Here is a 25,180-nt window from a genome sequence, read left to right on the forward strand (position 1 = left end):
ACACTAGGCTGGAAAACGCCGGCGGAGGCGCTTGACGAATTGCTGTTATGAGTGAAAAAACTGGTGTTGCGACGACCGTTTGAATCCGCCTTGGCTGCCCCTGTCGCTATGATGCACGAGCCCGCCGCGATGGACCGGCCGTCGATCATGCAGTGCCTGTTCCAGCGCATCGAGCACGAAGCCCGCATGCGCCGTGCGCGAGGCCCGCCAGCCCACGATCCTGCGGGCATAGGCGTCGATGACGAAGGCGACGTAGACGAAGCCGGTCCAGGTCGCGACATAGGTGAAGTCGGAAAGCCAAAGGACGTTTGGCCTTGGCGCCCTGAACTGGCGGTTGACGTGATCCAGCGGGCATGGCGCGGCCTTGTCGCTGATCGTGGTCTTGACCGGTTTGCCGCGGATGACCCCTTGCAAACCCATGTCCCGCATCAGTCGCGACACGGTACAACGGGCAACATCGAAGCCTTCACGCTTGAGCTGCCGCCAGACCTTGCGCACGCCGTAGACGCCGAAGTTCTGATCGAAGACGCGCCGGACCTCGATCTTCAGCGCAGCATCCTGCCTGGCGCGCGCCGACAGTCTGGCGGGATCGCGCCGCTTGGCCACATGGGCGTGATAGGTCGAGGGGGCGATCGGCAGCACCTTGCAGATCGGCTCGACCCCATGCGCCCCACGATGATCGTCGATGAAGGCGATCATGGCTTGGATCGGCGGTCGAGCTCCGCCATCGCAAAATAGGCGCTTGCCTTGCGCAGGATCTCGTTGGCCTGCCGAAGCTCGCGGTTCTCTCGTTCGAGCGCCTTCAGCCTCTCGGCCGTGTCGGTCGGAACGCCGGCCCGCTGCCCGCTATCGACCTCGGCCTTCTTGACCCAGTCATGCAGCGTCTGCGCCGTGCAGCCGATCTTGGCCGCGATCGACATCACTGCCGCCCAGCGTGAGGGGTGCTCGCTGGCGTGATCCAGAACCATCCGAACCGCTCGGGTCCGGACCTCGGGTGAAAACTTGTTTGTCGTCTTGCTCGTCATGGCTCCATCCTCTCAGGAGTTGGAGCCTCCGGCAAACCCGGGGCGGTTCAAACCGACTCTGACAGTCCACCTAGCGCAGATCTATGGCTACCCCATCAAGGTCGAAGACGTATTGGCTTATGTTGCGGCTGTCGCATCCAATCCGGCTTTTCCCGTGCGGTTCAGATCGAACTTTGTACAGCCGGGGCTGCGCGTTCCAATAACGGCCGACTCAAGACTCTTTAGCGAAGCCGTCGCTCTTGGGAGCGAGATCATCTGGCTTCATTGCTACGGTGAGCGATTCGTAGATGCAGCTGCCAGTCGTCCCAAACAAGCGCCCCGCCTGCCGAAGGAGGTGGCGCCACGCATCCCTTCGGCTGGCAGCATTCCCTCCGCGCCAGAACCGTTACCTGACACGATGGACTACGACCCCGCGCTGCAACGATTGAAGATCGGAAAGGGCTACGTTGAGAATGTTACGCCGGCGATGTGGGCGTACGAGGTATCCGGCAAACAGATTCTTTGGCAGTGGTTCAGTTATCGCCGCCGCGACCGTACCCGCCCAATCATCGGTGACCGTCGACCTCCTTCGCCGCTCGATAGCATACAGCCCGAAGGCTGGCTGCCTGAATACACTTCAGACCTGCTCGATCTCCTGCATGTCCTCGGCCGACTGGTCGCTCTGGAGCCTCGCCAAGCCGAGTTGCTGGAGCAGATTTGCGCGGGGCCGTTGCAGAGTGCCGAGGAGCTTGAAGCGGCGAGCGCATTCGGCGTCCCTGAAACCGCGGTCACGTCGAAGAAAAAGAGCAAAAGCAAGGCCTAGTTCGCTAACGGGTGCGATACGGGGAAAAGTCCGCCTGACCGCTCGCCTAGCTGGACAAGATCGCGCATGTTTCTGTCCTGATTCGACATAGACTGCGAGCGACATGGCCCATCCCCGTCAGCCAGACCTGTTCCAGAACCACGAGCAAACCGACTTGTTCGGCGAAGATTCTCCGACTCCTGAGTACCGCCCTGACCCCGACTCGGTCCGCACCGAGCTTTACAGAATCCTCACCGAGGCGCGTGCGGCGCAGAAGCTCCCGTGGGAACCGAAGAAGGTCGTTCTATACAGAACCATCTTTCCCCAGATGACGAACTGGCTTCCAGACGAGGAAGGTGCGCAACTGCGGTTCGAGTTCGAGAGCGAGATTAGGCGGCTGGAGGCGGCGTAGGCTCGTGCGTGCCTCTCGCCTACGGCGAGCCCGATTATGTATGGGCTTCCTGCGAATGCCCCAACATTCCCGAAACAGCAGTCGTCTACAGAGAGGCCGCAGCGTACAGGATGCCCCGCTTTCGCGGGGCATGACAGAGGTGAGTGTGGGACCGCGCAATCCCGCCACACGGTCAGCCTACTGCACGCTCAGCGCGACAAACCGCAGCTCGCCGTCGGCATTCGACACCAACAGCAGCACCGACTTCTTGCCGTCCTTCTTGAGCTGGTCCACCCGCTTCTGGATGTCGGCTCCGTTTGACACCGCCTCCTGCGCCACCTCGACGATGACATCGCCGGCGGAGAGCCGCTTTTCCGCGGCGTCCGAATTGGCGTCGACATTGGTGACGACCACGCCCTTGACGGTGTCCTTGATCTTGTAGCGCGTGCGCAGATCCTTGCTCAGCGCCGCGAGATCGAGGCCGAGCGCCTTCTGCGTCACAGTCTTTTCAGGTGCGGGCTCATCGGTCTTCACCGCGGCCTGTACCTTGTCGGGATCCTGCAACCGGCCGAGCGTGACCTTCTTGGTCTCTTCCTGGCCCTTGCGAATGATGATGACGTCGACCTCCTTGCCGACCGCCGTGTCGGCGACGACGCGGGAGAGATCCTTGGGGTCCTTGACGTCCTTGCCGTCGAACTTGATGACGACGTCGCCGGGCTCGATGCCGGCCGGTTTGGCCGGGCCCTTGTCGTCAACGCCGGCAACCAGCGCTCCGCGCGGCGGCTTGATGTTGAGGCTCTCGGCGATCTCGTCGGTGACGCTCTGGATGCGGACGCCCAGCCAGCCGCGGCGCAATTCGCCGAACTGACGGAGCTGGTCGACGACACCCGCGACCGTCTTCGACGGTACGGCGAAGCCGATGCCGATCGAGCCGCCGGACGGCGAGATGATGAGCGTGTTGACGCCGATGACGTCGCCATCGAGGTTGAACAGCGGACCGCCGGAATTGCCGCGGTTGATGGAGGCGTCGGTCTGGATGTAACTGTCGTAGGGACCTGAGGAGATGTCGCGGTTCTTCGCCGAGACGATACCGGCCGTCACGGTGCCGCCGAGGCTGAAAGGATTGCCGATCGCGACGACCCAGTCGCCGAGGCGCAGCTTGTCGGAATCGCCGAACTTCACCGACACCAGCGGCTTCGGCGGCTTGAACTTCAGCACGGCAAGGTCAGTCTTCTTGTCGACGCCGACCAGCTCGGCCTTGATCTTGGTACCGTCGTTGAGGATGACGCTGATCTCGTCGGCGTCCGCGATGACGTGGTTGTTGGTGACGACGACGCCTGATGTGTCGATGATGAAGCCGCTGCCGAGCGAGTTGGTCTTGCGCGGCGCCGGGCTGTTCTCGCCGCCCTTGCTGCCGCCGCCGGGACCCTTGCGATTCTTGAAGAAGTCGTCGAAGAACTCCTCGAAGGGCGAGCCGGGCGGCAGTTGCGGCATGGCGTTGCTGCCGCCGCCACCTTTGGCGTCGACGGTCTGCGAGGTCGAGATGTTGACGACCGCGTCGATCACCTTCTCGGCAACGTCGGCGATGCCGTCCGGTCCGCGCGCAGAGGCCGGTGTGCCGAATGCGCTGAAAGCGCCAACGGCGAGCGCGGCCAGCCCTAAGCGCAAACGGGTCGGGGCAATGATGGCAGCGGTCATTGTGATCTCCAGGAAATGCGGATTCGGCGTCAAGACTGCGCTTGAACGGGGGGACGGCGCAAGCGCGGACCTTAACGGGCCTCAAGACCCGGACAATACGGCGAAAACCGGTCCCTCGCCTTCACTTTGGCGTTGGCGCGACGGCTAAATTGGACGTCGCATAACCCAGATCAGGATCAGGCCGGCCACGGCCGAACCAATCCCCACCGCCCGCAGGACATTGTCCGGAGTGGCCATGGCGCTTTTCATGGCCTTGCGCATCCAGGCCGGACTTGCCGCGAACATCAAGCCTTCCAGCACGAACAGGATGCCCAAGCCGATGAGGAAGTCGGCGAACGCAATGGACCTCATCGGATTGGAACCTCCCGTTGTGCTGTTCTTGTCCGGACGAAGGGCGGCCAGACCGGCCGCCCTCGTCTGGCTTACGGCTTCGCTGGCGTCGTGGTCGCCGTCTTGCCGGACGGGTTACCAAAGAACCGGAAGAAATCCGAGTCCGGGCGCAGGAGGAAGCGGGTATCGTTCGACCGCAACCCGTTCTCATAGGCCGACATCGAGCGGTAGAAGGCAAAGAAATCCGCATCCTGGCCGTAGGCTTCGGCGAACAGACGGTTGCGCTCGGCATCGCCGACGCCGCGCGTTTGCTCGGCCTGCGACCTTGCTTCTGCCTCGATTACGGTTGCCTCGCGGTCTGCCTTGGAGCGGATCTCCTGTGCCTTCTGGCCGCCCTGCGCGCGGAACTCGGCGGCTTCCCGCTCGCGCTCCGTCTTCATGCGCTGATAGACCGCCTGGCTGTTCTGCTCCGGCAAATCGGCGCGGCGGATCCGGACGTCAACGACCTGGATGCCGTAGCCGTCGGCCTCGTGATCGAGCTGATCGCGGATGCGCTGCATCAGCTTCTCGCGGTCGTCGCGCACCACGTTGATGAACGTGACCTCGCCGAGCACGCGGCGCAGTGCTGCGTTCAGCAGGGTGGTGAGCTGGATGTTGGCGGCCTGGATCGAGCCGATGCTCTGATAGAACCGCAACGCGTCCTTGATGCGGTAGCGCGCGAAAGCATCGACCACGAGCCGCTTCTGGTCGGACGCGATCGCTTCCTGTGACGGGTTCTCGAGATCGAGGATCCGCTTGTCGATGTTGATCACCGAATTCCACGGCGCCTTGAAATGCAGGCCGGGAGCGGTAACGACGTCGACAGGCCGGCCGAACTGCAGCACGATGGTCTGCTCGGTCTGCGCTACCGTGAACAGCGACATGTAGCCCACGATCACGACAAGCAGGAGCCCGAGCAGCGCGACGATACCTGTAACTGGAGACCTCATCGGTTGCCTCCGGTCGTCTGCTGGCCGGTTGCAGGCGGCCGCTTGGCCGTCAATTCGCTGAGCGGCAGATAAGGCACGACGCCCTGGCCCGACTGGCCGCCGTCATAGATGAGCTTCTCCGAGCCGCCGAGCACGCGCTCCATCGTCTCAAGATAAATCCGTTCACGCGTCACGTCGGGCGCCTTCTTGTATTCATCGTAAACCTTCAGGAAGCGCGAGCTCTGGCCCTTAGCCTCGGCGACCGTCTGCTCCCTGTAGCCTTCGGCGGCCTGCATGATCTGCGCCGAACGTCCGCGTGCCTGTGGTACGACCTGGTTGGCGTAGGTCTGCGCCTCGTTTTGCAACTGCTCGAGATTGGCGCGCGCCGCCTGGACGTCGCGGAAGGCGTCGATCACCTGGGCCGGCGGATCGACCTTCTGCATCTGCACCTGGCTGATCTGAATGCCGGCGCCGTAGGTGTCCAGGGTCTTCTGGATCAGCTCCTGCACGCCCTGTTCGGTGACGTTGCGCGCGCCGGTCAGGATCGGCTGGATCTGCGAGCGGCCGATCACCTCGCGCATCGAGCTCTCGGCGACCGCCTTCACGGTACCTTCGGGATTCTGGATGTTGAAGAGGAAATCGCCGACGCCGTTGGGCTTGATACGCCAGAGCACGGTGAAATCGACGTCGACGATGTTCTCGTCGCCGGTCAGCATCAGGCTCTCTTCCGGCACGTCACGAATGGAACGGCCGCGCCGCGCCGGATCGTCGATTAGCGTCATGCCGATGGAGATGGTGGAAACGCGCAGTGCCTTCGGCAGCAGCACGGTCTCGATCGGATAGGGCAGATGATAGTTCAGGCCGGGCTCCACGGTGCGAACGTGCTTGCCGAAGCGCAGCACGACGCCGAGCTCTTCGGATTGCACCCGGAAGAAGCCCGACAACAGCCAGAACGCGACGATGAGCAGCACGATCAGCGTGATGCCGATGCCGGAGAAATAGCCGCCCGGCATGATCTGCTGGAGGCGGTCCTGGCCGCGGCGCAGAAGGTCTTCCAAATCCGGCGGCCTCGGCCCGACCGGTTGCGGGCCGTTGCCCCATGGTCCCTTCGGACCCGAGCCCCATGGGCCACCGCCCTGATTCTTCCACGGCATTCGACGCTCTCCTCGGCAGGGTGAAATTGCCCCAGCCCGCTTTGTCCAGTCCGGCTTTATAGGGGACAGGCAGGTCCCTTACAACGCGGCCCTCGCTGTCTTCCGAGCTATGCTCGGGCACGAAAAAGTCAATGTAAACATTGGCGAAAGCGGTTAATGGCGCGGCCGCCGACGATATGTCACATAGGAGTAGTCGGCGCTGTCGTCGGGTCCGGCAGGATGACGTACACGCGCCACCTCATCCCAGTCTGCCTTGTCGATGTCGAAATACGTGTCGCCTTCGGGGCGCGCATGCACTTCGGTGATTTCGAGGCAATCGGCGCGATCGAGCCATTGCCGATAGATTTCGGCGCCGCCGATCACGGCAATCTCGGCGACTGAACGCCGCAGGGCATCGCCGCGGGCGACGGCGCCTGCATCGGCAGCCGATGTCGTGACGATGGCGCCAGTGGCACGATAATTCGCATCCCGCGTGATGACGATGTTGGTGCGGCCCCGAAGCGGCCGGGGCAGGGATTCGAAGGTCCTGCGGCCCATGATCACGGGCTTGCCGATCGTGAGCGCCTTGAAGCGCGCCATGTCGGATTTCAATCGCCACGGAATCGCGTTGCCGGCGCCGATGACGCCGTTCTCAGCGATCGCGACGACGAAGACGATCTCCATCAGGTCGCGCTTCCGGCAAGCTGCGTCAGCGCCGGACCGGTGACGCGGCACAGCGTCCAGTCGTCCAGCATGACGGCACCGAGCGACTTGTAGAACGCGATCGACGGTGCGTTCCAGTCGAGCACCGCCCATTGCAGCCGCGACCAGCCGTTCTCGACGCATTCCACGGCAAGGTGCACGAGCAGCGCCTTGCCGAGGCCCCTGCCCCGATGCGACGGCCGCACATACAAATCTTCGAGATAGATGCCGTGGCGGCCGCTGAACGTAGAAAAATTCACAAACCACACCGCGAAGCCGACCGGCTCGCCGTTCCACTCGGCGATTGCGCAATGGAGTTGCGGTCTCTCACCGAACAGCGCGTCGGTGATCATCGCCTCGGTCGCTTCGACCTCGTGCGAAAGCTTTTCGTACACGGCGAGCTCGCGGATGAAAGCGAGAACGAGCCCGGCTTCGTCTGGACGCACACGGCGGATGTTGAGCGACATCGGCTTCAGACCGCGACTGCCGCCTTGATGTGCGGATGCGGATCGTAGCCGACCAGCTCAAAATCCTCGTAACGGAAGGAGAAGATATCCTTCACGTCAGGATTGATCCGCATCACCGGCAGCGCGCGCGGCGCGCGCGTGAGCTGGAGCTTCGCTTGCTCCAGATGGTTGGAATAGAGGTGGGTGTCACCGAACGAATGCACGAAGTCGCCGGCCTTCAGGCCCGTGACCTGCGCCACCATCATGGTGAGCAGCGCGTAGGAAGCGATGTTGAAGGGCACGCCGAGGAACACGTCGGCCGAGCGCTGATAGAGCTGGCACGACAGCTTGCCGTTGGCGACGTAGAACTGGAACAGGCAGTGGCACGGCGGCAACGCCATCTTGTCCACTTCGGCCGGATTCCAGGCCGAGACGATCAGGCGGCGCGAATCCGGATTGCGCTTGATCATGTCGATCACGTTGGCGATCTGGTCGATGCTGCGTCCGTCCGGCGCGGGCCAGGAGCGCCATTGATGGCCGTAGACGGGTCCGAGATCGCCGTTGGCATCAGCCCACTCGTCCCAGATGGTGACGCCGTTGTCGCGCAGATATTTGACGTTGGTGTCGCCCTTCAGGAACCACAACAGCTCATGCACGATCGCCTTCAGCGGCAGGCGCTTGGTGGTCAGCATCGGGAAGCCAGCGGACAGGTTGAAGCGCATCTGATGGCCGAACACCGACAGCGTGCCGGTGCCGGTCCGGTCGGTCTTTTCCGCGCCGTCTGAAAGAATCCGCTCGAGCAGGTCCTGATACTGGTGCATGTGCGTGAGCCTTTGGGGAGGCGGCAAACTTAGCGGCCACCCCCGCGCTGCGACAGCGTCGATTCGCCATCCATACGCATTATACCCGGAAAAATGAGCGTTCCCGGCGCAAACGACAAGGGGCGGAACTTTGCGTGCCGCCCCTCGCCTATCGACTTGATCCTGCTGGCTAACTTGCCGGCTTGAGCACCGGGGTCCACTTCGCGATCTCGCTCCTGACGAGGGTCGCCAGCGCCTCCGGCGTCCGGTCCGCGGGCGCCGGAATGACGCTGCCGAGCTCGAGCAGGCGCTTGCGCACGGTTGCATCGTCGAGCGCCTTGACGGCCGCGGCGTTCAGGCTCGCTATGATCGCGGGCGAAGTTCCCTTCGGCGCGAACATCGCATTCCAGGCCTGGGCCTGGAATGCAGGCAGGCCGGCTTCCGCCGTCGAGGATAGGGTGCAGCAGCTGGAGCGACAAAGGCGCACAACGATGCCAGCGCCGCGGCACATGCGCCCGCAAGTGCGCGAATGCAAGTCATGTCGACCCCCTCGGACATAAAACAAAATGCCGGCCACAGGGCCGGCATTTTCATTTCACGAAGCGGTCACACAAGTCGATTCGACATCCGAATGCGACGCCCCGACACAGGGCGCCGCGCCGACGCAGCGCGCGTCGCGATCAGTTCTCGGATTCGGTGAACACCTCGTCGCGCTTGGCACGCAACGTGGGCAGCACCGTGAGCACCAGCAGGAAGGCCGCAATCGCAAGCAGCACGGCCGACAGCGGACGCGTCAGGAACACGCTCCAGTCGCCGCGCGAGATCAGCAACGCACGGCGCAGGTTCTCTTCCATCAGTGGTCCGAGCACCATGCCGAGCAATAGCGGCGCCGGTTCGAAATCGTGCTTGATCAGCCAGTAACCGACCAGACCGAACACGCCAGCGAGGATGACATCCACAGGTGCGTTGTTCACCGAGTAGATTCCGATCGCGCAGAAGATCACGATCGAGGGGAACATCAGCCGGTAGGGCACGCGCAACAGCCGCACCCAGATTCCGACCAGCGGCAGGTTGATGATGATCAGCATCAGATTGCCGACCCACATCGAAGCGATCATGCCCCAGACCAGCTCCGGCTGCTTCTGCATCACCTGCGGGCCTGGCACGATGCCGTGGATGGTCATCGCGCCCACCATCAGCGCCATCACCGCGTTGGGCGGGATGCCGAGCGTCAGCAACGGGATGAAGGAGGTCTGCGCCGCGGCGTTGTTGGCGCTTTCCGGCGCCGCAACGCCCTCGATCGCACCGCGGCCGAACCGCGACGGGTTCTTGGCGATCTTCTTCTCGAGCGTATAGGCCGCGAAGGAGGCGATCACGGCGCCGCCGCCCGGCAGGATGCCGAGGATCGAGCCGAGCACGGTGCCGCGCAGGATCGCAGGCGTCGAGTCGATCAGGTCTTTCCTGGTCGGCATCAGGCCGGTGATCTTCTGCTGCACGAGGTCGCGGTTCATCTCGGCGCCGGCATCGAGGTTACGGATGATCTCGGCGAATCCAAACACGCCCATCGCCACCGTCGCGAAGCCGAGTCCGTCGGCGAGTTCCGGAATGTTGAACGCCATGCGCGAGGCGCCGGTCTCGATGTCAGAGCCGACCATCGACAGCAACAGGCCGAACACGATCATCGCGATCGCTTTCAGCACAGAGCCCTTGGCCAGCACCACCGCGAAGATCAGGCCGAGCACCATCAGCGAGAAGTATTCGGCCGGACCGAATGCCAGCGCGAGCTTGGTCAGCGGCGCACCGAGGATGGCGATCAGGATGGTCGCGACGCAGCCGGCGAAAAACGAGCCGATCGCCGCAATCGCCAGCGCCGGACCGGCGCGGCCTTGCTTCGCCATCTGGTGACCGTCGATGGCGGTGACGACCGATGTCGCCTCACCGGGAATGTTGACCAGGATCGAGGTGGTCGAACCGCCATATTGGGCGCCGTAATAGATGCCGGCGAGCATGATCAGCGCGCCGACCGGCGGCAATCCGAACGTGATCGGCAGGAGCATCGCCACGGTTGCGACCGTGCCGATGCCCGGCAGCACGCCGACAAGCGTGCCGACCAGTGCGCCAATCAGGCACATGAGAATATTGATCGAAATCGGGAGCGACAGTCCGAACAGCCACGACGGTGACCACCAGGAGATCTGAAACACCACACCGAAACCGAGGCCCAGATTGTGAAAAAGATCGGCCATCACACCCTCACTGAACCAGGAAACGCGGGAACATCGGCATTGGCAGCCCGAGCACGTAAGGGAAGAGCAGCGCGCAGCCGAGCGTCAGGCAGGCGCCTACGATGATGGCTTCGATCCAGCGCGTCTCATGCGTGCCCATCGCCGCGACCAGGAAGCTCACGAACGCCGTAACCACGACCCCAAGCGGACGAATCGCCAGCGCGAAGAAGACGATCGAGATCAATACGAACAGCGGTCCGCGCCAGGCATAATGTGCCATCGCCGGTCCATCAGACAACAATCCCGTCAACGCGATGCCGGCGCCAAGCGCGACGAGGAGCCCGCCAAACATTCGCGGCGCCGTGCCGGCGCCGAAGGAGAAGCCGCGCATACCCTGCAAATCGCTGGAGGCCCACAGCGCGAACAAGGCCAGCGCCATCAGAACGATCCCGCCGACATAGTCCTGCGCCGACCTGATCGTCATGAAGATCGTGAGAATCGCCACCGCAAACAGCGGATAGGAATAGATCAGCGCCAGCAGCACATCGGATGACGCCTTCTTGGTGTCACCGCCGATCGCTCCGATCAGCGCGCCGGGGGCGCCCGCGAGCAGCGCCGTCACGTGACTGATCACGACGGTGGCCGGACCGCGTCCGGTGCCCCAGCCGAAGATCGTCCCGAACGACCAGATGAATTCGAAGATCTGCGGCGCTATGGCCAGCAGACAAAAGCTGAGCGCCACCGACGTGTTTCGGTTGGCTGTCGCCGAGTGGCCCATCGTATCGGCCATGCCTATCTCCTCCGCGACCCGTAAGCCACGAGCAATGTTGTTCTAATCGGCTGGAAAACGATCCCCCCGCCCGGATCACTGCCTAGCGATTTTCATTGCACAATGCCAGCAAAACCCAACAGGCCTCCGGCGAGCAAAAGCCATAGTGGATTGATGCGCGAGACCGAGGCGATCACTGCAACCGTCGCGGTCAGAAGCAGTGCAGCAATGGTGCGATCGGTCGACTGTGCCAGGATCAAGGCGCTCGCCGCCATCAGTCCGATCGACAGCGGAACCAATGCAGCCTGAATCAGCACGGGCCAGCGCGATTGGCTGGGGCGGTTGAGGAGCCGGCTGACATAATAGGCAAGCAGCGCCGTCGGCAGGCACATGGCCAAGGTCGCCGCCAGCGCGCCGGGGATGCCGGCAACGGCGTAGCCGATTAGCGTGACGATAAGCACGTTCGGACCTGGTGAGAGCTGCGCAATCGCATAGGCATCGGCGAACTGCTTGTCGGTCATCCAGTGATGCACATCGACCGCGATGCGGTGCATCTCTGGCACCGCCGCCGCGGCGCCGCCGACTGCGAACAGCGACATCAGGCCAAAGGTGGAGATCAGCGCCCAGATCGGGTTCTCGGCGTTCATGCGGCTACCTTCCGCCGCATCAGGAAGGTGGCGCCGACACTCACAGGGATCGCAACCAAAAGCACGGCCTGGAGCGGCAGGCGAACGACGCCGATGGCAAGAAACACGGCCAGCATCAGGATGAGCGCGACGACGTCCAGCCGCTTGAGCAGCGGCGTCATCATCCGGAAGACCACCGCGATCAAGAGCCCGACCGCCGCGCAGGAGATGCCCGCGAGGATGCGGCGCAGCACCTCCACATCGCCGAACCGGGCGTAGATGATCGCAAGCACCGTCACGATCAACGTCGGCGGCAGCAACAACCCGGCGAAGGCGGCAATACCACCCGCGATCCCGCGCAGCCGCGCGCCGAACACCATCGACAGATTGACGATGTTGGGCCCGGGCAGGAAATGGCAGAGCGCAAAAGTCTCGTTGAACTCGTCCGCGGTCATCCAGCGGTGCTGCTCGACGATGGCCTGCCGGGCAAATACCAACACCCCGCCGAAACCGGCCAGCGACATCCTGGCGAAGGCCAGGAACAGCGCGACGAGGCCGGGCGGAACGGGGTTGGTGGCTGGACGGTCCGGCGATTGATCTGGGTGTTGGGCGGCCGGTGCGGAATCCTTGGACATGTCAGGAGCTTAGAACGCCGGCCGTCGCGCGGCCAAGCCAGTCGGGAACCTATCCAAAGGGAACCTCCGGAAAACCGCTCGAAACACCTGTCATTTGAAACCTTTGCCCCCTATATTGGGGGTGCCGGTTCGCCGGCTATGGAAATAAACGGTCGTCGCAATAAACCATTCGGACCCGGGGGCGGTACCCGGCGCCTCCACCAAAGCCCACCAGCGGGCTAGCCCTAGAGTGGGCTTTGGCGGGGGCGAAATAGGATCGACGAGGGCGTAAAGGGCGTTCTTTTTCTCGGTATTGTTCCGCCGTTATCGGGCTATGCAATAGTTGCCAACGACAACTTTGCTCCGGTTGCTCAGGCTGCGTAACGCAGTTTGAAAGACCATTCTGAAGTCCTAACGGGTTAAGCTCCGTTAGGCGGGGTTCGGAGGCACCTGGCAACAGAAGCCTCCACTTACCTCCATTTCCTACCCGGCGGGGACTCCTGCTGACCCGTCAGGCGCGGTATTATCGCGGCTTGGCGAGTCGGGCCGGCGGGGCCCAACTCCTGGAATGCAACAGGACCACCATGGCGACCGATCATATCCGATACGATGTGCTGGCCCGCGACGCGCTGCGCGGCGTGCTGCGCAAGGTGCTGACCGATGCCGCGTCCCAAGGACTGCCGGGCGAGCATCATTTCTTCATCACCTTCGTCTCGAAGGCCGACGGCGTGAAGATCTCATCGCGACTGCTGGCGCAGTACCCGGAAGAAATGACGGTCATCCTGCAGCACCAGTTCTGGGATCTGACCGTGCTCGAGGACCGCTTCGAGGTCGGCCTGTCCTTCGGCGGCATTCCGGAGCGGCTGATCGTGCCGTTCAGCGCCATCAAGAGCTTCCTCGATCCGTCCGTGAAATTCGGCCTCCAGTTCGATACCTCCGATGTTGCGGAGGTCTCGCCCGAGACATTGCCCGCCGCTCCCGCCCCGTCCGCGGTCGCGGTGCCGGCGTCTGCGGCCGAGACGACGGAAAGCTCTGAAGAGCCGGCCGCCCCGAACCAGGGCGGCGCCGAAGTCGTGCGATTGGATCGTTTCCGCAAGAAATGATCTAGATTGGGCCGGAGCCCGTCGCACGCGACCAAACTCCCTATATAGAGGCACATGAAGAGGCTGCGCGGCGTTTCGCGCGGCGGAATGGATGTGCCCATGGCCAAGATCGCCCGCTCGAAAACCGACCGCTCCTCGCGCCCCGCGACCCGCACCGAGACCGACAGCTTCGGCCCCATCGAGGTCCTCGCCGATCGCTATTGGGGGGCGCAGACCGAACGCTCGCGCCAGAATTTTCGCATCGGCATCGATCGCATGCCGATCTCGCTCGTGCATGCGCTCGGCATCGTCAAGCTCGCCGCGGCGCAATCCAACCAGGAGCTCGGCCTGCTCGACCAGCGCCGCGCCAACGCCATCATCCGCGCCGCGCGCGAGGTGATCGAAGGCAAGCTGGACGATCATTTTCCGCTGGTGGTGTGGCAGACCGGCTCGGGCACGCAGAGCAACATGAACCTCAACGAGGTCATCGCCAACCGCGCCAATGAAATGCTTGGCGGCGAGCTCGGGGCCAAGAAGCCGGTCCATCCCAACGATCACGTCAACATGAGCCAGTCGTCGAACGACTCGTTCCCGACCGCGATGCACATCGCGGCGGCAAGCCGGATCAATGCCGATCTCGTCCCGGCCCTCGGCGAGCTGCTCCGCGCGCTGCGCAAGAAGGAGAAGGAGTTTTCCAGGATCGTGAAGATCGGCCGTACACATACCCAGGACGCCACGCCGCTGACGCTCGGCCAGGAATTTTCCGGCTACGCCGCGCAGGTCGAGAGCGGCATCGCCCGGCTCAAGGTCGCGGTGAAGGAGCTCTATCCGCTGGCGCAGGGCGGCACCGCCGTCGGCACCGGCCTCAATTCGAAGCCGCGCTTTGCAAAACTGTTCGCAAAGCACGCGGCCAGCATCACGAAGCTGCCCTTCACCAGCGCCGCCAACAAATTCGAGGCACTGGCCTCGAACGACGCCTACGTGTCGGCGCACGGCGCCATCAATTCGGTCGCGACCGGCCTGTTCAAGATCGCCAACGACATCCGCCTGCTCGGATCCGGCCCGCGCTCGGGCCTCGGCGAATTGATGCTGCCGGAGAACGAGCCGGGCTCCTCGATCATGCCGGGCAAGGTCAATCCGACGCAGTGCGAGGCGATGACCATGGTGTGCTGCCAGGTGTTCGGCAATCACACCGCGATCACGGTCGCCGGCAGCCAGGGCCATTTCGAGCTCAACGTCTACAAGCCCGTGCTGGCCTACAACATGCTGCACTCGATCCGCCTGATGGCGGACGCCGCGCGCTCCTTCACCGAGCATTGCGTCAGCGGCATCCGCGCCGACGAGAAGCGCATCAAGGAGCTGATGCAGCGCTCGCTGATGCTGGTGACGGCGCTCGCTCCCAAGATCGGCTACGACAACGCGGCCAAGGTGGCCAAGACGGCGCATGCCAACGGCACCACGCTGAAGGAGGAGGCACTGCGGCTCGGCTTCGTCTCGGCGGACGAGTTCGACCGCCTGGTGCGCCCCGAGAAGATGACCAGCCCGGGATAAAATTCCGAATTCCGATAGCCATCCGTAGTGATACGGACGCGCGCGCTGCAGAAATATGAGGCTTTGAGGGCCGGATTTGATTACCGTCAATGTCGCGGCGGGGCGGTGTGTTACGCAGCCCCTCTGCCCTTCACGGAGCGAAATTCATCGTTTGATGGCCCAAGGGGCCGATTGACGAGGACGAGCGAATGGCGATCAAGTCTTGTGGGGCGCAACGCGGCACCCTGTTTCTGAATGTTTCATCCAGCCCACGGAGGATCGGATGATGGAGACGCGGCATGGGGAACGTCATCAACCTGAAACGTTTCAGGAAGCGCGCCGAGCGGGAAGCCACGGCGAAGCAGGCGGACGCCAACCGAACGAAGTTCGGCCGCACGAAGGCGGAACGGTCGGCGGAGCAGACGCGCGCGGACCAGGCGAAGGCACACTTGGACCAGCACCAGATCGATCGCGAGGAGCAGCCATGAAGTCGCCCGTCGTGAAAAGGTCGATCGTCGTCGCCGGCCACAAGACCAGCGTCAGCCTGGAAGAGGCGTTCTGGAACGGCATGAAGGAGATCTCGGGCCTGCGCAACATGACGCTGTCCGAGCTGGTCGGCGAGATCGACGGCAACCGCCAGCAGGGCAATCTGTCCTCGGCGATCCGCCTGTTCGTGCTGGACTACTTCAAGAGCCGCGCCATGGCCGCCATCCAGTCGGAAAAGGTCCCGGCCCTGTAGCCGCCCTGGCGCCGATCCCCCTCCGTCACGAAGCTGCTACTTTAAAATCACTCTAAGATGCAGCTTCCGCGAGCCAGCGCGCTTGACCTCGATGCCCTGCGTTGAAAATACAGGGCATGACCGACATCCACGATACGCGTCCGCACATGCCGCTGGGTCTGGCCCAGCGCGGCTATACCGGCGTCATCCAGCACCTTTCCGCCAAGGACGCCGGCTCGGCGCTCTCGGACATCGAGCTCGAGAGCCGGCTGATCGAGCTCGGCTTCGTCGAAGGCGCCCGGGTCGAGGTCTTGCATGAGGGGCTGGTCGGGCGCGACCCGATCGCCGTACGGGTCGACAGCATCACGATCGCGGTGCGCCGTCGCGAAGCCATGGCCATTATCGTCGCCTGAAGCGACCGGACCCCAATTCCATGGAATTGCCCCAACTTCATCTCGCCCTGGTCGGCACGCCAAACAGCGGCAAGACCTCGCTGTTCAATGCGCTGACCGGCAGCCGGCAGAAGGTCGCGAACTATCCCGGCGTCACCGTCGAGCGCAAGGAAGGCTTTTTTGTCACCCCTCTGGGGCGCCAGGTCTCGGTGGTCGACCTGCCCGGCACCTATTCGCTGCGCGGCCGCAGCCCGGACGAGGAGATCACCCGCGACTTCGTGCTCGGCAAGGCCTCCGGCGAGACCGCGCCCGACCTCATCCTGTGCGTGGCCGATTCCACCAATCTGCGGCTGACCATCCGCCTGCTGCTGGAGCTCAAGCGCACCGGCCGGCCGATGGTCCTCGTGCTCAACATGTTCGATATCGCCAGCCGCCGCGGCATCACTGTCGACGTCGAGCGGCTCGCCAACGAGCTTGGCGTGCCCGTGGTCACCTCGATCGCGGTGCGGAAGGGCGGCACGGCCGACCTGCTGGCGCTGACGGACGAGATTTCGGCAAAGCTCGCCGCCGAGCCGGGCGAGAACAATTGGCGTGTGCTCAGCGTGGCCGAACTGCGCGCCACCCAGCGCGAGGCCGACCGCATCATCGCCGATTGCGTCAGCCTGCCAAGCCGGCCCGACACCTGGACGGCGCGGATCGACGCGATCGTGCTGCACCCCGTCGGCGGGCTGATCGTGCTCGCGGCTATCCTGTTCGTGATGTTCCAGGCGGTGTTCGCCTGGGCGCAGCCGCTGATGGAGCTGCTCAACTCGGGCTTCGACTCGCTCGGCGAGTTCGTGCACGCCACCCTGCCCGCCGGCCTGCTGCAGAGCTTCCTTCAGAACGGCGTGATCTCGGGCGTCGGCAGCGTGATTGTGTTTCTGCCGCAGATCATCATCATCTTCCTGTTCATCCTGCTGCTGGAAGATTTCGGCTACATGGCGCGCGCCGCGTTCCTGATGGACCGCATCATGGGCGGCGCCGGCCTGCACGGCCGCGCCTTCATTCCGCTGCTGTCGAGCTTCGCCTGCGCCATCCCCGGCATCATGGCGACGCGCGTCATCGACAACAAGCGCGATCGGCTGACCACGATCCTGATCGCGCCGCTGATGACCTGCTCCGCGCGCATTCCGGTCTACACGCTGATCATCTCCGCCTTCATTCCGGCAAAGGACGTCTGGGGCTTCATCAACCTCCAGGGCCTCGTGATGTTCGGGCTCTACGCCGCCGGCATCATCAGCGCGCTTGCCGTCTCGTTCCTCATCAAATTCTTCATGCTGCGCGACTATGCGCCGGCGCCGTTCATGCTGGAGCTGCCCGACTACAAAATGCCGCGGCTGAAATCGATCGCGATCGGCGTCTATACGCGGGCCAAGATGTTCCTGCACCGTGCCGGCACCACGATCTTCTCGATGATGGTGCTGATCTGGTTCTTGGCCTCGTTCCCGCAGCCGCCCGTTGGCGCAACCGAACCGGCGATCGACTTCAGCCTGGCCGCGATCATCGGCAAGGCGCTTGCGCCGCTGCTCGCGCCGGTCGGCTTCAACTGGCAGATCGCGGTGGCGCTGATCCCGGGCATGGCGGCACGCGAGGTCGCGGTCGCCGCGCTCGGCACCGTTTATGCGATCGAAGGCGGCAAGGAAGCGGCCGAGCAGATTGGCCAGGTGCTGGCGACAAAATGGTCGCTCGCGACCGCGCTGTCGATGCTGGCCTGGTACATCTTCGCCCCGCAATGCGCCTCGACGCTGGCCGTGATCCGACGCGAGACCGGAAGCTGGACCTGGATGGCCGTCACCTTCGCCTACATGCTGGTGCTGGCCTATGCGGCGAGCCTTCTGACCTACAATGTCGCGGTCGCGTTCGGGGCAGGGTAGCCCCACTCGAAACAAAAAGCGCGAAAACAACCCCATGCACAGTAGACCGACGCTGTGAGATCAATAGGTTACGCGTGCGTGAAAATCGTCCGACCGCAGCCGGGATAGAGCCCGCACAATCCGGACTTACCAGCTGTTCGCCGGTTGTCCCGTCGGGCAAAACAGGAGCATGATGGCATGGTCCGAGAATTGGCGAGACGCTCCGTGACGGCAGGACACGCCGGCGTGGCAGGCCTTCTCAGCCGCTCGCCTGTGTCGCCGGGAACGACGCGGTGAACACCGTTTCATCCCGCACCGACGACGCGACGATCAACCCGCCATGGGCGCGCGCGATCTCCTGGGCAATGTACAGTCCGAGCCCAAGCCCTTTCTGGTTCGGCAGAACGTCGCCACGATCGAACGCAGTGAAAAGGCGCGGCATCGCCTCCGCCGGAATTGGCGCACCTTTGTTGACAATGCTGATGTCGAAGCCAGATCCGGTCGTTTGCGCCAGCACCCTGATCGGCTCGTTGGCCGCTCCATAGGAAATCGCGTTGCCGAGAAGATTGGACAGCATCTGACCTATGCGGCCGGCGTCGATTCTCACAGTCCCCGGAATGTTGATGACCGTTTCGATAACGCGATCCGGATGCACGTTCTCGAACTCTGCGACAATCTGCTTGATGACAGGCTCGAGTGCCTGTTCTCTCAGCTCGAGCTGCATCCCGGCACCGAGCCGCGTGCGGGCGAGGTCCATGACATTGTCGATCAGACCCGCCATCCGGGCCACGCTTCCTTGCAGAAGGTTGATCCAGTTCTGCCCCTCTTCATCGACCTTCTTGTTCAGAAGCCGCAGGCCGCCCTGGATCGCGGCAAGAGGGTTTCTGAGGTCGTGACCGAGCACGGCGATAAACTGCTCGCGCAGTTCGGCATTCTGTCGTTCCAGCGCCAACCTCTTCTCGATCAGTTCGACGCGGTCGCCCGCGTCGAGGTGAGACGCGATCAGCTCGGCAAAAAGCTTGAACATCCCGATGACTTCGGGGGTCCGAAGCTTGCGCGGCTTCGGATCGATCGCGCAAAGAGTCCCGAAGAATGAACCGTCGGGAAGGATGATCGGCACGGAGATGTAGCTTTGGAAGCCATATTGCGCGGGCGTGTGATGCTTGAAGTACCCGGCATCTTCGCTGACATTCTCGATGACGACCGCCTCACGGCTCTGCCGGATCTCATGGCAGATCGTGGTCTCGACCTTGAGCTCGTCACCGGGTTTCAGCCCGAACTCAAGTTCGTCACGCGCAGCACAGGTGATCCACCTGTCCTCCGTGACGCGGGCAACGGCCGTAAATCCCATGCCGGTGGTCCGGCTGACCACGTCCAGGATGGTCGAGACCGCAGCGATTCCGCTGACCTTGGCTATGTCGCGCTCGAAATCCATCGCCGCTCCGCGTCGGAACATTCGCCCCGAGGCGACCGTCACCCCAACCAAAGCGCGTCCTTGCAACATTGAAAGCACTGCCAGCCAGGTTATTCCACATCAATGTTGCTCGACGCCCCACCATGGAAGCGGCTATCTGTTCCTATGGAACATTTCAGCACGGGGAGACTGACCGCCGAGAGGCTTCGTGAAGATCACCTGGCCGACCTCGTCGCATTGCATCTCGATGCCGAGGTATCCCGATATCTCGGCGGCGTGCGCCCGGCGGAGACGACCAGGACCTATCTCGGCGCCAACATGGCGCATTGGGACCGGCACGGTTTTGGGCTCTGGGTGCTGCGAACCAAAGACGGGGCATTCGCCGGACGGGCGGGCATCCGGCACATTCTGGTGGATGATATCGACGAGACCGAGATTGCCTACGCATTCAAGCGCGAATTCTGGGGCCGTGGACTTGCAAGCGAGACCGCGATCGCGCTGACGGATATTGGACTGTTACACCACGAGCTGCCGTCCCTCATCGGCCTGGTCTATGTCGGCAATGGCGCATCGCGCCGCGTGCTGGAGAAGTCCAACTATCTCCTCGAGCGAAGCACGATCCGGCACGGCGAAGACGTCGTGATCTACCGCATCCGGCGGTGAGACCCGGCCTGGAGATCACTCGGTGCGCAGTCGGACAACCGATTGAGGCAGAGACGCGAGAAACGCGCCGCTATGACCGAACCCGTCCAGGATCAAGCTGGCTTATGAGCCAGCACCGTTCCGATCCGCTCCTTTTTAAGCGCAAACTGTGCCGCCAATGCGAGGCCGAATGCCAAACAAAACGTCGTACCGGCCGCAATGAAGCGCAGCTTATTGGTTTCCCAGATCGCACCCTCCTGTGCCACCAGCGACAGCAAGGGCGGAAGAAGCAAAAACACATTGGTTGCCGCAAAGCCGAAGCAATTGAACAGTCGCCACGCTACCGTTCGTAGGGAATTATCGATGTCCGGCAAATCGGAGCAGCTCTGCCTGTCGAGATAGTACGAAATATAAACGGTCACGAGCGCGGGCCCGAGCCCCCACCGCAACATCGCATAGTAAAGACTGACAACAGACATTTCCCGCAGATTCCCCTCTCCAAAGTAATGGACGGCCACCGTCAGACCGGCGGGCCCTACGACCAGCGCGACCAGAAAACTCCAGCAATAGGTGGTGAGGTGCGACGGATCTGAATGGCTTCCCAGCGAAGAAATCGCAAATCGAAGCAAAAGAACGACGACGATCGCCAATCCATAATTGCAAAGTGAATACATGACCCATGCCATCGAGCGATTAGGGTCTTGCGCCAAAACAATACCCTTGCCTTGCAGCAAGTCATAAACGACGGCCGAAATGGCCACGCCCAGATAGACGGAACAGATCAGTGCAATAATATAGACAATCCAGTACCGTAACGGATTGTCGTGAACAGGAGCATCAATTTCGATGCCGAATTTGTTGGCCTCATTGCGCAGGTCAATTCGAGAGCCGTTGCGGTAGATCAGGTAGCACGCAACAAGACGGGAAAACCGATTGTAGAGCTCTTTGATCAATTGCGTGGCCTGGGGCGCAGCGAGGCCCGTTAGCACGCCGGCCTTCCACTCGCTCATTGTCGGCGACGCCAGCTGAAAGTCTGCCATGAGCTTGTCGAAACCAAAGCTGTCCTCGGTAAAGAAGGTGGCGTCATCGCCAGCGTCGTGCCCCTGCGTCAGCCACCATTTCATGTAGCAAATTTCCGCCCACATTCGGTCCGGGGTATTGGGATCCTTGCGGAAGTCCTGATCCACGATCTCCGGCGAGTTCGCAACGACTTTCGAGACCGCATTCTCTGGCACGCGCAGCGAAAAGCGGATTTGCGCCATGATCTGCTTCGCGAGTTGAGGCACGCTGATCCAGCTCTGGATCACGTCGCGGACCATCAGCAGGACGTTCCACTGAGCCTCCTTTGTAAGGAGGAACAAATACACGGCCCCCATTGCGGCGATCACGGTCAGGTAGGGCGCAGACTGGCCTTTCGCAGCCTGTATGACGGCGTCCGGAATCGCAGGGACCAATGGCGCCAAGGCAATGACGTCCCGGTTCTCATGGATGAGAAGAAGGAAAAAGCAGCACGAGAATATGACAAAGATGAAACCGCCCAATCGATACTGCTGTCGGGTCGTCATGTATCTCGGGAAAGTCGGTACTTCGGCAATGGTCACGGCGCGGCCAAAGGCTTGCCAAGCCAATCGGGCCGCCACAACCAAACCCAACAAGGTGATGGACCAGCGCACCAACGAAGGAAGGAGTTCGGACGCGGTGTCGCCGAACTCATCGGCGGAGGCTTGTGTCGATACCAATATGGAGATGACAATTCCCAACACGATGCTAGCCATTGCCAGAACTCCCTCTTGAGCGAGATAGTTCGAACGGGCCGCTCTACGCGGAATTTGAACAAACCGTAAATCCGGCGCGTCGGCGTGTGTGTGAACTAATTCACATCCTTTGGGAGTTTTTGTGCAACTCTCTCGGGCAAGAGGCACAATGCCTTGTCCGCAAGACCCCGACATCTCAACCAGACGAGCCGGAAACGAAATCCGGTGCGGCCGGGATTGCCGTCACCTCGGCGGAGCGCTGATCTCCGTCGGCATGACACCGGCCTGCTTGAATGGCGAAGCCAACGTCTTCGAGATCAATTCGAATGATGATTGGTACGGTTTGTCAGCTGGCTATTCCAATGTTGCAGGCACGCGATCCCTTGTCCTGCGCTCGGCCCGTTAGCGCGGGCCGCCGTGTCCATCCTCCGGATCGCTCTCCGGCTCGCGGATCAGCACCGCGGGTTCGTCATAGCCTTTGCGGCTGCTGTAAAACACCAGCGCCATCAGGCCGATGCCGACGACCAGCGAGAACACGACGCCGAGCACCAGCGCAACATAGCCCGACGCCGGCACGCCGTTATCGGTGCTGGTCCAGCCGAGATAGCCGAGAACGCACGCGGCGACGAGCAACGCGCACAGCACCGCAATGACTACCCATCTCGCGAGCTTGCCCTCTCGCGGGCTGGACGTCTCGGTTGCCGGTTGCTCATTGGTGCTGTTCATGGAGCTCTCCTCAAGCGTGGCCGCATTATGTTACGGCACAGTGGCCTTGGTCGCAATCGCATGCAGGGCCGCCGTCATCGCGGCTACCGCAGCCTTGGCCGGCTCGCCGGCGCCGTGACGCCCAGCGAGATAGGCCGGATCGTTGTAGGACAGCCAGGTCGCACCTTGCTCGTCCTGCCAGACCAGTGCCTTCAGCGGAAGGTCGATGCCAGCGGTCTGCGCCTGCTGCATCAACGGCGTGCCGCCCTTGGCGTTGCCGAAGATCAGCAGATCGGTCGGGCGCAATGTCAGCCCGACAGCGGCAGCGCCCGCGGCGTGATCGACATGGGCAAACACCGCGAGGCCTTTGGCTTTCACCTCTGTCTCGAGCCGCTTCATGGTGTCCTCCGGTCCAAAACTGCTCTTGATGGTGATGAGTCCGTCTGCGGCCATTGCTTGTGTCTCCGATAAACATGACGCTGCGACCAGAGCGATGATCCCGATCAGTGCCGAAAACTTCATGACCGCTCGCTTACTTCTTGCGGAATAGTTTCGCCGGGTCGAACTCCGGTTCCGGAATGAAGCCGTCGCGATTGGGCATCTTGATCTTCGGCAGGCTTTCCTTATCGACCTTGCCGTCCGCTGGAATGATGCCGTTGAGGCTCAGGATGTAAGCGGTGACGGCGTAGGTTTCGTCCGTGCTGAGCGAGCCGGGCGTCGGATACGGCATGGCGCGATGGATGTAGTCGAACAAGGTCGTCGCATAGGGCCAGAAGCTGCCGACCGTCTTGACCGGCATGTTGGAGGTGAGCGTGCCCTGTCCGCCAGCGAGGCGATCCTTGATGCCGCCCTGGCCATTGTCGCCATGACAGGCCGCACAATTGTCGGCGAATATCTGCTTGCCTGGCGCCACCGCGCCGCTGCCGTCCGGAAGCCCCTTGCCGTCAGGTCCGACATCAATGTCCCACAGCTTGATCTCCTCCGGCATCGCTGGACGGCCGAAATCGAACCCCAGCGCGGGTGCCGCGAGCAGGCCCAGGGTGAGCGCGACTGCGAGAAACAGCTTGCTATGCGAGGACATTGCGGACCCTCCCGGCCTCGTCGATGCTCCAGGTCTGCTGGGCGTTGTAATGAAACAACGCGTTAGTCCCCATCGCGGCGATGAAGGACTGCCGGTCCGGTTGAACATTGCCCTGGTCGTCAGTCGAACGGCTCACGATCTTGGTCGGTTTGCCGTCCCACGCCCAATCCATCTGGAATCGGACCTGGGCCTTGGACAACACCGGTTGGCTCAATTGCGCGGGCATCCACGTCTTCGCGCCATCGGTCGAGATTTCGACCTCGGCGATCTTGCCATGGCCGCTCCATGCAAGACCCGATATGCGATTGTAACCCGGCTGGATCTGCATCATGCCCGAGGGGTGCGTGATGACGGAGTTGGTCTCCATCCTCAGCTGAAACTGCCGCGCCTTACCGTTCGCGAGCAGCTGTGTGTAACGTGCCGTCTCCCAACGCGTCATCCACGGTTCGTTGCCGAACTTGAGCCGGCGCAGCCATTTGATATTGAGGTTGCCCTCGAAGCCCGGCATCACCAGCCGCATCGGAAAGCCATGCGCGGGCCGCAACGGCTCCCCGTTCTGCCCGTAGGCGACGAAGGCCTCGTTCACGATCTCTTCGGTGAGCGGAATGCTGCGGTCGACGCCCGCGCCGTCGCCGCCCTCCGCGAGCATCCAGTTCGAGCTCTTGTCCTTGGCTACGAGATCGATCAGGAATTTGAGCGGCACGCCGGTCCATTCATTGGTGCTGACGAGGCCATGCGTGTTCTGCACCGTCACATCGGGATCGGCCTTTTTCCAGTTTTCCCATCCGTTGCCAGTGCATTCGATAAAAACGATCCGCGTGACCGACGGCATCCGCTTGAGATCGTCGACGCTGAAAACCAGCGGCTTCCGAATCATGCCGTGGATGAGAAGCCGGTGCTGCGCAGGATCGATATCGGGGACGCCGGAATGGCTGCGCTCGTAATGCAAATCGGTTGGCGTGATGTTTCCGACCAGCTTCTGATGCGGCGTCTTGGAGTTGATGGCATCGCCCGGGTCGATGTTGCGCTTGCCCGGCGTGGATTCGGGGATGCGATCGATCTTGGCAAAACGTGAGCGCTCGCTGTGAGCGCTCAGATCGGCGCCGGGCCCGCGATCGGGCACATCGGCCAACGTTTCGGCGCCAGCGGCTTCGGTCGCAACCGCACCCACGATACCGGCCGACAGGCCTGTCACGAAGCCGCGACGCGAAACGTTCGCGGCGCGCGGCAACAAGTCGATTGGCGTCCTGGACGTCATGCGATCTCCCCTTGGTAGACGTGCGTTTTGGAAATCCCGGCCGCTCTCATGTCGCGATATTTGCCGAACGCCGCGAAGATTGCTCGTTAGGTTGTGTTAGAAGCCATGAGCACCAGCTCATTCGCTCGACGATTGCCAGCATTCCGATCTTGCCGACGCGGCGAGGACCTGGTGGCGATCATTATCCCGATCGAGCAAGGCCAT

General features: G+C 62.6%; 26 protein-coding genes, 1 other RNA gene, 2 pseudogenes and 1 other annotated feature. Of the genes and pseudogenes, 10 read left to right on the forward strand and 19 right to left on the reverse strand.

The window, feature by feature from the left end:
* Positions 1 to 90: 90 nt before the first annotated feature.
* A pseudogene (locus IVA74_RS20240) lies at positions 91 to 1,025 on the reverse strand (IS3 family transposase); the annotation flags it as partial.
* Positions 625 to 741 (reverse strand) — a sequence feature (AL1L pseudoknot). (Overlaps the previous pseudogene by 117 nt.)
* On the opposite strand from IVA74_RS20240, the gene IVA74_RS20245 reads away from it, so the two are divergent.
* Both IVA74_RS20245 and IVA74_RS20250 read left to right on the forward strand, forming a co-directional pair.
* Positions 1,003 to 1,827: a type ISP restriction/modification enzyme gene (locus tag IVA74_RS20245; RefSeq protein ID WP_247347549.1), complete on the forward strand. Its 825-nt coding sequence runs from the start codon at positions 1,003 to 1,005 to the stop codon at positions 1,825 to 1,827. The pseudogene IVA74_RS20240 and the gene IVA74_RS20245 sit on opposite strands and share 23 nt — an antisense overlap.
* A 103-nt stretch (positions 1,828 to 1,930) precedes the next feature.
* Entirely contained in the window at positions 1,931 to 2,218 is a 288-nt protein-coding gene (locus tag IVA74_RS20250) for a hypothetical protein (RefSeq protein ID WP_247347552.1), read from the forward strand.
* A 177-nt stretch (positions 2,219 to 2,395) separates the two neighbouring features.
* Here IVA74_RS20250 and IVA74_RS20255 read toward each other — a convergent pair whose 3' ends face one another.
* From IVA74_RS20255 to IVA74_RS20310, 12 genes and pseudogenes are all read right to left on the reverse strand, one after another.
* Positions 2,396 to 3,895, reverse strand: coding sequence for a Do family serine endopeptidase (locus IVA74_RS20255; RefSeq protein ID WP_247347554.1), 1,500 nt, complete (start codon positions 3,893 to 3,895; stop codon positions 2,396 to 2,398).
* A 144-nt stretch (positions 3,896 to 4,039) separates the two neighbouring features.
* On the reverse strand, positions 4,040 to 4,246 hold the full coding sequence (locus tag IVA74_RS20260; protein ID WP_211384594.1) for a DUF2065 domain-containing protein: 207 nt from the start codon (positions 4,244 to 4,246) through the stop codon (positions 4,040 to 4,042).
* A 71-nt stretch (positions 4,247 to 4,317) separates the two neighbouring features.
* Positions 4,318 to 5,214 carry a protease modulator HflC gene (locus IVA74_RS20265; protein ID WP_247347556.1) on the reverse strand — a complete coding sequence of 299 codons (897 nt, stop codon included), beginning with the start codon at positions 5,212 to 5,214 and terminating at the stop codon, positions 4,318 to 4,320.
* Positions 5,211 to 6,347 (reverse strand): FtsH protease activity modulator HflK, encoded by a 1,137-nt coding sequence (gene hflK / locus IVA74_RS20270; protein ID WP_247347558.1) that lies wholly within the window; start codon positions 6,345 to 6,347, stop codon positions 5,211 to 5,213. Before hflK ends, IVA74_RS20265 begins: the two co-directional genes overlap by 4 nt.
* Before the next feature lie 153 nt (positions 6,348 to 6,500).
* A complete protein-coding gene (locus IVA74_RS20275) occupies positions 6,501 to 7,010 on the reverse strand; it encodes a dihydrofolate reductase (protein ID WP_247347562.1) in 510 nt (169 codons plus the stop codon).
* Positions 7,010 to 7,495: a GNAT family N-acetyltransferase gene (locus IVA74_RS20280; protein WP_247347569.1), complete on the reverse strand. Its 486-nt coding sequence runs from the start codon at positions 7,493 to 7,495 to the stop codon at positions 7,010 to 7,012. The genes IVA74_RS20275 and IVA74_RS20280 overlap by 1 nt, the downstream gene beginning before the upstream one ends.
* A 5-nt stretch (positions 7,496 to 7,500) precedes the next feature.
* Complete coding sequence (locus IVA74_RS20285) at positions 7,501 to 8,295, reverse strand: thymidylate synthase (RefSeq protein WP_247347571.1); 795 nt, start codon at positions 8,293 to 8,295, stop codon at positions 7,501 to 7,503.
* Between the two features lie 169 nt (positions 8,296 to 8,464).
* Positions 8,465 to 8,725: pseudogene (locus IVA74_RS20290) on the reverse strand (tripartite tricarboxylate transporter substrate-binding protein); the annotation flags it as partial.
* Positions 8,726 to 8,954: 229 nt separating this feature from the next.
* Complete coding sequence (locus IVA74_RS20295) at positions 8,955 to 10,520, reverse strand: tripartite tricarboxylate transporter permease (protein WP_247347573.1); 1,566 nt, start codon at positions 10,518 to 10,520, stop codon at positions 8,955 to 8,957.
* A 7-nt stretch (positions 10,521 to 10,527) separates the two neighbouring features.
* Entirely contained in the window at positions 10,528 to 11,289 is a 762-nt protein-coding gene (locus tag IVA74_RS20300) for a tripartite tricarboxylate transporter TctB family protein (protein ID WP_247347576.1), read from the reverse strand.
* A 92-nt stretch (positions 11,290 to 11,381) separates the two neighbouring features.
* Entirely contained in the window at positions 11,382 to 11,915 is a 534-nt protein-coding gene (locus tag IVA74_RS20305) for a chromate transporter (protein ID WP_247347577.1), read from the reverse strand.
* Positions 11,912 to 12,529, reverse strand: a complete 618-nt coding sequence (locus tag IVA74_RS20310) for a chromate transporter (RefSeq protein ID WP_247347580.1) — start codon at positions 12,527 to 12,529, stop codon at positions 11,912 to 11,914. The genes IVA74_RS20305 and IVA74_RS20310 overlap by 4 nt, the downstream gene beginning before the upstream one ends.
* A gap of 84 nt (positions 12,530 to 12,613) precedes the next feature.
* Between IVA74_RS20310 and ssrA the strand changes: the two genes are divergently transcribed.
* The 7 genes from ssrA to IVA74_RS20345 all read left to right on the forward strand — a co-directional run bounded on the left by ssrA (position 12,614) and on the right by IVA74_RS20345 (position 18,143).
* Positions 12,614 to 12,979: a transfer-messenger RNA gene (gene ssrA / locus IVA74_RS20315) on the forward strand.
* A 113-nt stretch (positions 12,980 to 13,092) separates the two neighbouring features.
* Positions 13,093 to 13,611, forward strand: a complete 519-nt coding sequence (locus tag IVA74_RS20320) for a ClpXP protease specificity-enhancing factor SspB (protein WP_247347583.1) — start codon at positions 13,093 to 13,095, stop codon at positions 13,609 to 13,611.
* An 87-nt stretch (positions 13,612 to 13,698) separates the two neighbouring features.
* Positions 13,699 to 15,141 carry a class II fumarate hydratase gene (gene fumC / locus IVA74_RS20325; protein ID WP_247347865.1) on the forward strand — a complete coding sequence of 481 codons (1,443 nt, stop codon included), beginning with the start codon at positions 13,699 to 13,701 and terminating at the stop codon, positions 15,139 to 15,141.
* Positions 15,142 to 15,419: 278 nt separating this feature from the next.
* Positions 15,420 to 15,608, forward strand: a complete 189-nt coding sequence (locus IVA74_RS20330) for a DUF4169 family protein (protein WP_247347585.1) — start codon at positions 15,420 to 15,422, stop codon at positions 15,606 to 15,608.
* Positions 15,605 to 15,859: a ribbon-helix-helix domain-containing protein gene (locus tag IVA74_RS20335; RefSeq protein ID WP_247329715.1), complete on the forward strand. Its 255-nt coding sequence runs from the start codon at positions 15,605 to 15,607 to the stop codon at positions 15,857 to 15,859. Before IVA74_RS20330 ends, IVA74_RS20335 begins: the two co-directional genes overlap by 4 nt.
* Positions 15,860 to 15,975: 116 nt before the next feature.
* Positions 15,976 to 16,251: a FeoA family protein gene (locus tag IVA74_RS20340; RefSeq protein WP_247347587.1), complete on the forward strand. Its 276-nt coding sequence runs from the start codon at positions 15,976 to 15,978 to the stop codon at positions 16,249 to 16,251.
* A 20-nt stretch (positions 16,252 to 16,271) separates the two neighbouring features.
* Entirely contained in the window at positions 16,272 to 18,143 is a 1,872-nt protein-coding gene (locus tag IVA74_RS20345; RefSeq protein ID WP_247347589.1) for a ferrous iron transporter B, read from the forward strand.
* 238 nt (positions 18,144 to 18,381) lie between these two features.
* Here the strand turns inward: IVA74_RS20345 and IVA74_RS20350 are convergent, their stop codons facing one another.
* Positions 18,382 to 19,557: a GAF domain-containing sensor histidine kinase gene (locus IVA74_RS20350; RefSeq protein ID WP_247347591.1), complete on the reverse strand. Its 1,176-nt coding sequence runs from the start codon at positions 19,555 to 19,557 to the stop codon at positions 18,382 to 18,384.
* 144 nt (positions 19,558 to 19,701) lie between these two features.
* Here IVA74_RS20350 and IVA74_RS20355 point away from each other — a divergent pair, with 144 nt between their 5' ends.
* Complete coding sequence (locus IVA74_RS20355) at positions 19,702 to 20,199, forward strand: GNAT family N-acetyltransferase (protein ID WP_247347593.1); 498 nt, start codon at positions 19,702 to 19,704, stop codon at positions 20,197 to 20,199.
* A 92-nt stretch (positions 20,200 to 20,291) separates the two neighbouring features.
* On the opposite strand, the gene IVA74_RS20360 is transcribed toward IVA74_RS20355, so the two are convergent.
* The 5 genes from IVA74_RS20360 to soxC form a co-directional block, all read right to left on the reverse strand.
* The gene (locus tag IVA74_RS20360; protein WP_247347595.1) at positions 20,292 to 21,953 is read right to left on the reverse strand and encodes a hypothetical protein; all 1,662 of its coding nucleotides are present in this window, start codon (positions 21,951 to 21,953) and stop codon (positions 20,292 to 20,294) included.
* 381 nt (positions 21,954 to 22,334) lie between these two features.
* Complete coding sequence (locus tag IVA74_RS20365; protein WP_247347597.1) at positions 22,335 to 22,658, reverse strand: hypothetical protein; 324 nt, start codon at positions 22,656 to 22,658, stop codon at positions 22,335 to 22,337.
* 30 nt (positions 22,659 to 22,688) lie between these two features.
* A complete protein-coding gene (locus IVA74_RS20370; protein WP_247347599.1) occupies positions 22,689 to 23,159 on the reverse strand; it encodes a DUF302 domain-containing protein in 471 nt (156 codons plus the stop codon).
* A 10-nt stretch (positions 23,160 to 23,169) separates the two neighbouring features.
* A complete protein-coding gene (locus IVA74_RS20375; RefSeq protein ID WP_247347601.1) occupies positions 23,170 to 23,718 on the reverse strand; it encodes a cytochrome c in 549 nt (182 codons plus the stop codon).
* Positions 23,705 to 24,976, reverse strand: coding sequence for a sulfite dehydrogenase (gene soxC / locus IVA74_RS20380; RefSeq protein WP_247347603.1), 1,272 nt, complete (start codon positions 24,974 to 24,976; stop codon positions 23,705 to 23,707). The genes IVA74_RS20375 and soxC overlap by 14 nt, the downstream gene beginning before the upstream one ends.
* Between the last annotated feature and the right edge of the window lie 204 nt (positions 24,977 to 25,180).

The organism is Bradyrhizobium sp. 132 (genome assembly GCF_023074185.1).
Lineage (GTDB): Bacteria > Pseudomonadota > Alphaproteobacteria > Rhizobiales > Xanthobacteraceae > Bradyrhizobium.

What these genes read in the sequence shown, in the direction of transcription:
- IVA74_RS20280 (WP_247347569.1), bottom strand. Translation starts at nt 7,495, where the DNA reads ATGTCGCTCAACATCCGCCGTGTGCGTCCAGACGAAGCCGGGCTCGTT.
- IVA74_RS20330 (WP_247347585.1), top strand. Translation starts at nt 15,420, where the DNA reads ATGGGGAACGTCATCAACCTGAAACGTTTCAGGAAGCGCGCCGAGCGG.
- IVA74_RS20320 (WP_247347583.1), top strand. Translation starts at nt 13,093, where the DNA reads ATGGCGACCGATCATATCCGATACGATGTGCTGGCCCGCGACGCGCTG.
- IVA74_RS20310 (WP_247347580.1), bottom strand. Translation starts at nt 12,529, where the DNA reads ATGTCCAAGGATTCCGCACCGGCCGCCCAACACCCAGATCAATCGCCG.
- IVA74_RS20305 (WP_247347577.1), bottom strand. Translation starts at nt 11,915, where the DNA reads ATGAACGCCGAGAACCCGATCTGGGCGCTGATCTCCACCTTTGGCCTG.
- IVA74_RS20360 (WP_247347595.1), bottom strand. Translation starts at nt 21,953, where the DNA reads ATGGCTAGCATCGTGTTGGGAATTGTCATCTCCATATTGGTATCGACA.
- IVA74_RS20345 (WP_247347589.1), top strand. Translation starts at nt 16,272, where the DNA reads ATGGAATTGCCCCAACTTCATCTCGCCCTGGTCGGCACGCCAAACAGC.
- IVA74_RS20335 (WP_247329715.1), top strand. Translation starts at nt 15,605, where the DNA reads ATGAAGTCGCCCGTCGTGAAAAGGTCGATCGTCGTCGCCGGCCACAAG.
- hflK (WP_247347558.1), bottom strand. Translation starts at nt 6,347, where the DNA reads ATGCCGTGGAAGAATCAGGGCGGTGGCCCATGGGGCTCGGGTCCGAAG.
- IVA74_RS20300 (WP_247347576.1), bottom strand. Translation starts at nt 11,289, where the DNA reads ATGGCCGATACGATGGGCCACTCGGCGACAGCCAACCGAAACACGTCG.
- fumC (WP_247347865.1), top strand. Translation starts at nt 13,699, where the DNA reads ATGGATGTGCCCATGGCCAAGATCGCCCGCTCGAAAACCGACCGCTCC.
- IVA74_RS20285 (WP_247347571.1), bottom strand. Translation starts at nt 8,295, where the DNA reads ATGCACCAGTATCAGGACCTGCTCGAGCGGATTCTTTCAGACGGCGCG.
- IVA74_RS20275 (WP_247347562.1), bottom strand. Translation starts at nt 7,010, where the DNA reads ATGGAGATCGTCTTCGTCGTCGCGATCGCTGAGAACGGCGTCATCGGC.
- IVA74_RS20355 (WP_247347593.1), top strand. Translation starts at nt 19,702, where the DNA reads ATGGAACATTTCAGCACGGGGAGACTGACCGCCGAGAGGCTTCGTGAA.
- IVA74_RS20370 (WP_247347599.1), bottom strand. Translation starts at nt 23,159, where the DNA reads ATGAAGTTTTCGGCACTGATCGGGATCATCGCTCTGGTCGCAGCGTCA.
- IVA74_RS20250 (WP_247347552.1), top strand. Translation starts at nt 1,931, where the DNA reads ATGGCCCATCCCCGTCAGCCAGACCTGTTCCAGAACCACGAGCAAACC.
- IVA74_RS20340 (WP_247347587.1), top strand. Translation starts at nt 15,976, where the DNA reads ATGACCGACATCCACGATACGCGTCCGCACATGCCGCTGGGTCTGGCC.
- IVA74_RS20350 (WP_247347591.1), bottom strand. Translation starts at nt 19,557, where the DNA reads ATGGATTTCGAGCGCGACATAGCCAAGGTCAGCGGAATCGCTGCGGTC.
- IVA74_RS20260 (WP_211384594.1), bottom strand. Translation starts at nt 4,246, where the DNA reads ATGAGGTCCATTGCGTTCGCCGACTTCCTCATCGGCTTGGGCATCCTG.
- IVA74_RS20365 (WP_247347597.1), bottom strand. Translation starts at nt 22,658, where the DNA reads ATGAACAGCACCAATGAGCAACCGGCAACCGAGACGTCCAGCCCGCGA.
- soxC (WP_247347603.1), bottom strand. Translation starts at nt 24,976, where the DNA reads ATGACGTCCAGGACGCCAATCGACTTGTTGCCGCGCGCCGCGAACGTT.
- IVA74_RS20295 (WP_247347573.1), bottom strand. Translation starts at nt 10,520, where the DNA reads ATGGCCGATCTTTTTCACAATCTGGGCCTCGGTTTCGGTGTGGTGTTT.
- IVA74_RS20265 (WP_247347556.1), bottom strand. Translation starts at nt 5,214, where the DNA reads ATGAGGTCTCCAGTTACAGGTATCGTCGCGCTGCTCGGGCTCCTGCTT.
- IVA74_RS20375 (WP_247347601.1), bottom strand. Translation starts at nt 23,718, where the DNA reads ATGTCCTCGCATAGCAAGCTGTTTCTCGCAGTCGCGCTCACCCTGGGC.
- IVA74_RS20255 (WP_247347554.1), bottom strand. Translation starts at nt 3,895, where the DNA reads ATGACCGCTGCCATCATTGCCCCGACCCGTTTGCGCTTAGGGCTGGCC.